The following is a 7,786-nucleotide window of genomic DNA, read 5'->3' on the forward strand; positions in this document are numbered from 1 at the left end:
ATCGAGTACCCTGGAAATCGCACCTGTTGTTATTGCCGCTTCCGGCATTGTGGGTGCTTCCGAGCTCACCGGTGACTGGGCGATGGTGACTCCGCCTCTACGGTGTATATATTCCATGCCTGCGGCGCCGTCTTCATTGGCCCCCGTGAGGATCACGCCCAACAAGTGGCGGCCATAAACCGCGCCGGCAGAGTAAAACAGTTCGTCTATGGCCGGCCGGGAAAAGAGTACAGGCCTTCCCGTAGAGAAAGCCAGTGTCTGATCCTCTTCCACCAACATATGGTAGCCCGGCGGCGCCACATAGACATGCCCGCCGAGGATGGGCTCCTTGTCTTCCGGGGAGATCACTGGCAATGCACAGTAGCGGGCCAACAGCCATGGCATGCGGTTGTCCGCACTGGCATGCTGGTGCTGGACCAACATGATCGGCAACGGAAAATCCTCAGGAAGCGCGGACAGGATGCGCGTATAGGCATTCAGCCCACCCCAAGACGCGCCCATCACGATTGCCCTGACTGCTCCCTTGCAAGTGCTCACGATGAGTGGCCGCTGCCCTCCTCACCCCGGGTCTTGCCTGCTTCATAGGCGGCCCGATGTGCCTGGGCTTCTTTGAGTTTGGCTTGCAGTTCACGGCGCTGCTTGTCCAGCCCCAGAAAAAAATCCACCTTGCTCTTGAGGATCAACGGATCCAGGGGCTTGAACAGATAATCCACGGCCCCGGCCTGATACCCTTTAAAAACGTACTTCTTTTCCTTGCTAATCGCCGTCACGAAGATAATGGGGATAGTCTGGGTGTCCTTGCGCTGGCGCATCAGCTCGGCCACTTCAAAACCGTCCATGCCCGGCATCTGCACGTCCAGCAGCACCAGGGAAATATCTTCCTTAAGCAGAATTTTCAGCGCCTCCTGCCCGGAGTGCGCTTTCAGGAGGGTTCGCCCCTCCCCTTCGAGGACTGCCTCAAGCGACACCAGGTTGGCCGGCTGATCATCCACCAATAGCAGTTTCTGCTCAATCATCGGTTGTCTCTAGTCATGCGTGGTGTGGAAACTGCCGTTTGCGAAAAATGCGCAACGGCTTGTTGATAACATCGAACGTGTCTTCCTGGCCGCTGAACCGCAGGCTTTCCTTGGTTCCCAGGCACAGGTAGCCGCCCATATCCAGGCTCTCACTAAACAGCCTGATCACCCTCTCCTGCAGAGGCCTGTCAAAGTAGATCAAGACATTTCGGCACAGGATAACGTGCATTTCACCAAAAACCTGATCCGTTGCCAGATCATGATCGGCAAAAACGATATTGCGTTTCAGCCGCTGCTCCATGATTACGCTGTCATAACGCGCAGTGAAATAGTCAGACAGGGAATGCTTGCCACCGGCACGCCGGTAGTTGTCACCATACTGTTTGACCGCTTCAATGGAGTAAATGCCCTTTTTGGCCGACGCCAACACATTCTTGTCGATATCCGTGGCGTAAATCATGGCCCGGTCGTAGAGCCCTTCCTCCTCCAGCAATATCGCCATGGAATAGATCTCTTCGCCGGTTGAACAACCTGCGTGCCAGATCTTGATAAAAGGAAAGGTCTTGAGAACCGGCACCACGTCTTCACGGAAGGCGCGGTAAAAATCCGGGTCCCGGTACATCTCTGTCACGTTCACGGTCAGGTCGTTAAGCAGCGTGACGAAGAAGGGCCGGTCGCGCAGAACCTTGTCGGTCATTTCCATGATCGACGCAAAGCCTGACATGGTCAGGCGATGCATGATCCGCCGACGCATGGAAGCGCGGCTATAGGACCGGAAGTCGTAGCCGTACATCTGGTAAATCGCCTCCAGTAACAGGCGAATTTCGATGTCCTCGACACTAACTTCGTCATCGTCGATCGGGTATGTTTCAGCCATAACGCTATTCCGCCACGGTTCCTGTCTTCATAAAGTGACTGCGGACATGTTTTGCACCCACTACTTGTGCAGCCAGACCCGTAGCAACGAGGTAAGCTTCGCCATATCAATGGGCTTGGAGCAGTAATCATTGGCCCCGGCTTCAATGCATTTGGCGCGGTCATCCTTCATGGCCTTGGCCGTCAACGCCAACATCGGCAGCTTGCTGAAACGAGCCTGTTCACGAATCCGCCCCATGGCTTCATAGCCATCCATTTCCGGCATCATGATATCCATTAACACAATGTCGATGGAGGGATTTTCATCCAGCGATTCCAGCGCCTCGCGGCCATTATTGGCGATACTGATGGCAAAACCCAACTCTTCCAGCTGCGCCGACAGCGCGTAGATATTACGCATGTCGTCATCCACCAGCAGCAATTGCTTGCCTTCGAAAATGTCATCGCGATGCTCGATGGATTCCGCAGTCGGGCGGCGATTGGCCGGCAAGGTGGATTCCAGCCAGTGCAGGAACAGGGACGCTTCGTTGAGCAGTCGCTCGTGGGAGCGTTCCGTCTTGAGAATGATACGGTCCGCATACTTGCGCAGTTTCGCCTCTTCTTCGCGGGTCATGTCCTTGCCGGTATAAACCACCACGGGAACACTGTCGTAGTCGTCACTGGCATGGAGCTTTTCCAGCAGCTCGAAACCGCTCATGTCCGGTAGTGTCAAATCCAGAATCATGCAGTCGAACACGGTATTCTGCAGGGCATCCAGTGCTTGCTGGCCGCTAGTTGCAGCGGTGATTTCAACCCCTTTCTGGTCGAACAGCTCACGGATACTTTCGTGCTGGATTTCACTGTCTTCCACCACCAGAAGGCGGCGCACATTGGTTTCGATAGCGCCTTCAATTTTGGCGAAAGCAGAGAGAATGTCGTCCTGATTGGCTGGCTTGGTCATGAAATCCAGCGCCCCCAGTTCCAGCGCCTTCTTGCGCTCATCACGCCCGGACAGGAAGTGCACCGGGATGTCCTTGGTGCGCGGGTCCGCCTTGAGCTTTTCCATGACTTCCCAGCCATCGATACCCGGCAGGCCAATGTCCAGAATAATCGCGCTGGGCCGGTAATGGCTGGCATATTCCAGCCCATCCTCACCGTCGTGACAGATATGGCCTTCCAGGCCGTAGTCCGATGCCAGCTCGACCAGAACCCGGGCAAACTCTTTGTCGTCTTCGACAATCAGCACGGTTTTTTCCCGGACCACGAAATCGTCGCCATTGGTATCCAGCGGTGTCATCGACGCGGTATGGGCTTCCGCGTTGCTGCCGATGTCTTCGTCGGCATGACCGGCTGCGGCATTATTGATTTCAAGCGCATCGGCGCTGCCAACGGGCAAATAGAGCATAAAGGTAGCGCCCTGCCCTTCACCGTCGCTATGCAGGCCGATTTCCCCGCCCAACAAACGCGCCAGCTCACGGGAAATGGTCAGGCCCAGGCCAGTGCCGCCATATTTACGGCTGGTGGTGCCATCGGCTTGCTGGAAGGCCTCGAAAATCAACTTCTGTTTTTCATCCGCAATTCCGGTGCCGGTATCGATCACCGCAAACTTCAGCGTCTGCCCCGGTACCAGGTGGCGCGAAGGCAACGCTTCGGAAGCATCCGGTTGCGTGATACTCAGCGTTACCGATCCTTGCTCGGTGAATTTCAGTGCATTGGAAAGCAAATTCTTGATGATTTGCTCAAGACGCTGACGGTCTGTGTAGAAGTGCTCAGGCAACGTATCACCAAGCTCGACCTTGAAATCCAGATTGCGGCTCTCGGCAACGTGGGCGAAATTCCGGCGGAAGTGCTCCACGATTTCCGGTGGCGACAGGTCGTCAATGATGACATCCATCTTGCCTTCCTCGATCTTGGAAATATCGAGGATGTCATTGATCAGGCTAAGCAGGTCCGAGCCCGCAGAATGGATAACCTGGGCGTGCTCTACCTGCTTTTCCTCCAGGTTGCCGCGTTTATTCTGCCCCAGGGCATTGGACAGGATCAGAATCGAGTTGAGCGGTGTGCGCAGCTCGTGGCTCATGGTCGACAGGAATTCGGATTTATAACGGGAAGACATCTCCAGCTCGCGAATCTTGTCTTCCAGTTCATGGCGCAGCAGCTCAAGCTCGTCATTCTTCTGCGCCATTTCTGATTTCTGCTCCGTCAGCATCCGCGCCTGCGCTTCAAGCTCTTCATTGGTAACGCGCAGCTCTTCCTGCTGGGCCTGCAGGCTTTCTTCAGATGCCCGCAACGCCTGGGTTTGTGATTCCAACTCTTCGTTGATGGCTTTCAGCTCTTCCTGCTGCTGCTGCAGGCGAGATTCGGAGGCAGACAGTTCCATGGCCTGCTCTTCCAGGTCTTCATTGGCCTGGGCCATTTCCGTTTTTTGCCGCTCCAGAGCATCAGCCTGGGACTGTGTCTGCTCCAGCATGAGCGCGAGACGAAAACGGCTTTGCGCACTGTGCAAGGACACGGAAATGACGGCCACGCACTGCTCCATAAAGGCCAGGTCATCATTACTGAAGTCCCGGAACGCGCCGATTTCGAGCACGCCTTTCACTTCGTCCTCGTGGACAATAGGCATCACCATCACATTGCGCGGCTGGCCGGTACCGGTGCCGGACGCAATGCTGATGTAATCATCCGGCACCTGCTCCAGCAGAATGCTCTTGCGCTCCAGTGCGCACTGCCCCACCAGGGACTCCCCCAGACGAAATTCATTGGCCAGATGTTTACGCCGCTGCATGGCGTAGGAACTGCTCAGGGTGAGCAACTGCGTGTCCGGATCATAGCTGTAAAATGCACCCACCTGCGCCTCAACCACCGGCACCAGGAAACTCAGCATGTTATTGCCAAGCTGTTCGAATCCCATCTCCCCGCGCATGCGGTTATTCAGCTCAGCCAGATGGTTCTTCACCGTTTCCTGGCGACGATCTTCGGTATGGCGCGCCACCAAAGCATCGCGCATTTTACGGATAGCGTGTAGCAAGTGGCCGGTTTCATCCCGGCCGCCTTTCTCGATACGGGTATCCCACTTGCCATTGGCAATGTTGTCTGCCGCATCAACCGCGCCTTCCAGCGGCAGGGTAATGGCCCGGGTCACGCGCAAGGCGATGAGTGCCAACAAGGTGAACGCCACCAACCCGAGAAAGAGCCCGATTTTCTGGGTACCCAGATTATCTGAACGGCTCTTGTTCAGGGTGTCACGAAACGCTTCGTAACGCTGTTGCTCAAACGCTTTCTGGTTACCTTCGTAGGTATCCTGCAGGGCTCTGACATGCCCTATACGCTGGTAAAGATCATCCGACGAACCGTTATTGGTAATCAGGCTGCGGGCCAGCGCCGTCGCTTCGTCGATATAGGCGGTAAAATTGCGTCGCAATTCTTCCACACCAGCGGAAAGCGTTGGATCGGTGCGTCGAATGTCACCCAGCCGCTGCTCGAAGGCCGCCGCCCTGGACTGAGCTTCTTCCAACAGGTCCGGGTCCGCCTGGGTTATGGCCGCGATGTAGGATTCGCTAATAGCGATAAAATCCACATTATTCGCATTGATCAACTCAAGAACCGGGAAGTCCTGGCTTTCAATCCGCTTGAGATGATCGATATTGGTTTCGGCGATGTAGAAGCTGTAGGCCGCGTAGACCACAAACAGCACAATCCCCAGCCCGGCTACAGACAAGATCTTCAGCCGCACGGACAGGTTCTGGAACCAGTTCATTGAGATAGCCCTCATGCCTTTTCCGGCTTGTTGTTATCCAGGCCCCTTTGCAGGGCTAAGACTAAAGTGTGAGGCTACCAGAAACTGACAGAAAGCGGCAATAAATCACATGAATAGCGCAGGCTAGAAAGCTGATTTTTCAGGGATAAAACAGGCCAAACCGACAAAGAAAGCGCAATAAAATGCACTTGCAAGCGCGCAAAGCTGATGCCGGGCGGTGCCTTAAACTAGCCACCCGGCAGACGAGCACAATGGGTCAACAGGCTGAAATGCCGGCGCGATGGAATAAGAGAAGAGGAGCAAGAGAAGTTGGTGCGGGTAGCCGGACTTGAACCGGCATGACCTAATGGTCGACAGATTTTAAGTCTGTTGTGTCTACCAATTTCACCATACCCGCAGGAAGATCATCGTGCGCGTTAAGCGTGAAATAAAAACAGGGACAGGTTAAGCGACTGTTTCTATTTATCTTTCTGTTGAAATGACGACTCAAGCTGTGCCTGTCACTTCATCGCCCGTGTGGGTCGGTAATTGGAGGCGCGGGTCGGAATCGAACCGGCGTTAACGGAGTTGCAGTCCGCTGCATGACCACTCTGCCACCGCGCCATTTAACTGTTTCACCAAGAAAAAACCTCGGCATAACCGAGGCTTTCAGAATCTTGGAGCGGGAAACGAGATTCGAACTCGCGACCCCAACCTTGGCAAGGTTGTGCTCTACCAGCTGAGCTATTCCCGCTTTTTTCCGCAGCGAAGACACGCTTCGTTGCGGGAAAGAATTCTACTCATCACCCCTCGGGTGTCAACCCGGCATCGGGTGTTTTTTCTGACTTTTCAGGACTTTGACTGACTTTTGAGCAATTGCGGCGCCGCAGCACGAAGATACGAGCCCATGGACCACAGGGTGAATGCCGTGGCCAGGTACAGCAACCCATAACTGAGCCACAACCACGGATTCATGATGATGTCACCATCCGCAGTAAAGTCTGGTTTTTGCGCCAGCAGCAAGGTAATGGCTGTCATCTGGGTCACTGTCTTGATTTTGCCCAGCTGGCTCACCGCCACTTTTGCCCGCTGCCCAAGTTCAGCCATCCATTCGCGCAGTGCCGAAACCGTAATTTCCCGGGATACGATCACCATGGCCGGCACTGCCAGCCAGGCGGTGGCGTGAATCTGCACCAGCATCACCAGCGCCACGCCCACAATCAGCTTGTCTGCCACCGGATCCAGAAAGGCACCAAAGGGACTGGTCTGATTAAGCTTGCGAGCCAGATAGCCATCCAGCCAATCGGTGACGCCCGCCGCCAGGAACAGCAACGCCGCGCAAACATCACTCCAGTGAAATGGCAGGTAGAAAACCAGCACCAGCACGGGAATTGCCAGCACCCGAATCAGGGTGAGGATATTCGGCAAATTCAGGATGGGGTGCACTTTCTGCATAGGGAGGAACTACCGGCCATGAAAATAAGCCACCAGTATAGCGGAAAGCCGGCTATGACTCATTTCCGATTTTTAGATCAAAAACTGAACATGCTATTGATGAAACCAGTCGTACAGTGTCTGCGCCATCTGGGCATTGATTCCCGGCACCCGGGCCAGCTCGCTGGCGGATGCATTGCGCATCTGCTTCAGGCCGCCAAAGTGGGTCAGCAATGCCTTGCGCCGCTTGGGCCCGATACCGGGAATTTCATCCAGCGTGGACTGCTTGCGTGCCTTGCCACGGCGGGCACGGTGTCCGGTCAGGGCAAACCGGTGCGCTTCATCGCGGACCTGCTGCAAAAGATGCAGTGCGGAATCCGCCGGGCCAGGGATCATTTCCTTCCCACAGGGTAGATAAAGCGCTTCGAATCCAGGCCGTCGACTGGGGCCCTTGCCAATCCCCATTACCCGCACCCGGGTTTCCAGCTCCAGCTCCTGAATAACCTTCCAGCCTCGCTGCATTTGCCCCTTGCCGCCGTCGATAAGCAGAAGATCCGGCAACCGGCCCTGCTCTTTCAGCACGCGCTGATAGCGGCGCCGAATCGCTTCTTCCAGGGCTTCGTAATCATCCCCGCCAGCCGCCGGGTTCACATTAAAGTGGCGATACTCCTGCTTGCGTGCCCCTTGCTGGTCAAACACCACGCAGGACGCCACGGCTTTCTCGCCTTGTGTATGGCTAATATCG

6 protein-coding genes and 3 tRNA genes are annotated in these 7,786 nt (G+C 55.5%); all 9 read right to left on the reverse strand.

Features of this window, described 5'->3' with window-relative positions:
* The coding region (locus tag A3754_RS13020) for a chemotaxis protein CheB (protein ID WP_063520037.1) at positions 1-501 on the reverse strand (501 nt) is incomplete at its 3' end.
* Between the two features lie 32 nt (positions 502-533).
* Positions 534-1,016, reverse strand: a complete 483-nt coding sequence (locus tag A3754_RS13025; RefSeq protein WP_063520038.1) for a two-component system response regulator — start codon at positions 1,014-1,016, stop codon at positions 534-536.
* Positions 1,017-1,029: 13 nt separating this feature from the next.
* On the reverse strand, positions 1,030-1,893 hold the full coding sequence (locus tag A3754_RS13030; RefSeq protein WP_063520039.1) for a protein-glutamate O-methyltransferase CheR: 864 nt from the start codon (positions 1,891-1,893) through the stop codon (positions 1,030-1,032).
* A gap of 60 nt (positions 1,894-1,953) precedes the next feature.
* Positions 1,954-5,643 carry a response regulator gene (locus A3754_RS13035; RefSeq protein ID WP_231880618.1) on the reverse strand — a complete coding sequence of 1,230 codons (3,690 nt, stop codon included), beginning with the start codon at positions 5,641-5,643 and terminating at the stop codon, positions 1,954-1,956.
* A gap of 295 nt (positions 5,644-5,938) precedes the next feature.
* A tRNA-Leu gene (locus A3754_RS13040) sits at positions 5,939-6,025 on the reverse strand.
* A gap of 132 nt (positions 6,026-6,157) precedes the next feature.
* Positions 6,158-6,231: transfer RNA gene (locus tag A3754_RS13045), tRNA-Cys, on the reverse strand.
* A 54-nt stretch (positions 6,232-6,285) separates the two neighbouring features.
* Positions 6,286-6,361: transfer RNA gene (locus A3754_RS13050), tRNA-Gly, on the reverse strand.
* Between the two features lie 95 nt (positions 6,362-6,456).
* Positions 6,457-7,062 carry a CDP-diacylglycerol--glycerol-3-phosphate 3-phosphatidyltransferase gene (gene pgsA, locus A3754_RS13055; protein WP_082904783.1) on the reverse strand — a complete coding sequence of 202 codons (606 nt, stop codon included), beginning with the start codon at positions 7,060-7,062 and terminating at the stop codon, positions 6,457-6,459.
* A gap of 93 nt (positions 7,063-7,155) precedes the next feature.
* Positions 7,156-7,786: helix-hairpin-helix domain-containing protein (locus A3754_RS13060; protein ID WP_231880619.1), on the reverse strand; the 631-nt coding region annotated here is incomplete at its 5' end.

Source organism: Alcanivorax sp. HI0083 (assembly GCF_001635175.1).

What these genes read in the sequence shown, in the direction of transcription:
- pgsA (WP_082904783.1), bottom strand. Translation starts at nt 7,062, where the DNA reads ATGCAGAAAGTGCACCCCATCCTGAATTTGCCGAATATCCTCACCCTG.
- A3754_RS13025 (WP_063520038.1), bottom strand. Translation starts at nt 1,016, where the DNA reads ATGATTGAGCAGAAACTGCTATTGGTGGATGATCAGCCGGCCAACCTG.
- A3754_RS13030 (WP_063520039.1), bottom strand. Translation starts at nt 1,893, where the DNA reads ATGGCTGAAACATACCCGATCGACGATGACGAAGTTAGTGTCGAGGAC.
- A3754_RS13035 (WP_231880618.1), bottom strand. Translation starts at nt 5,643, where the DNA reads ATGAGGGCTATCTCAATGAACTGGTTCCAGAACCTGTCCGTGCGGCTG.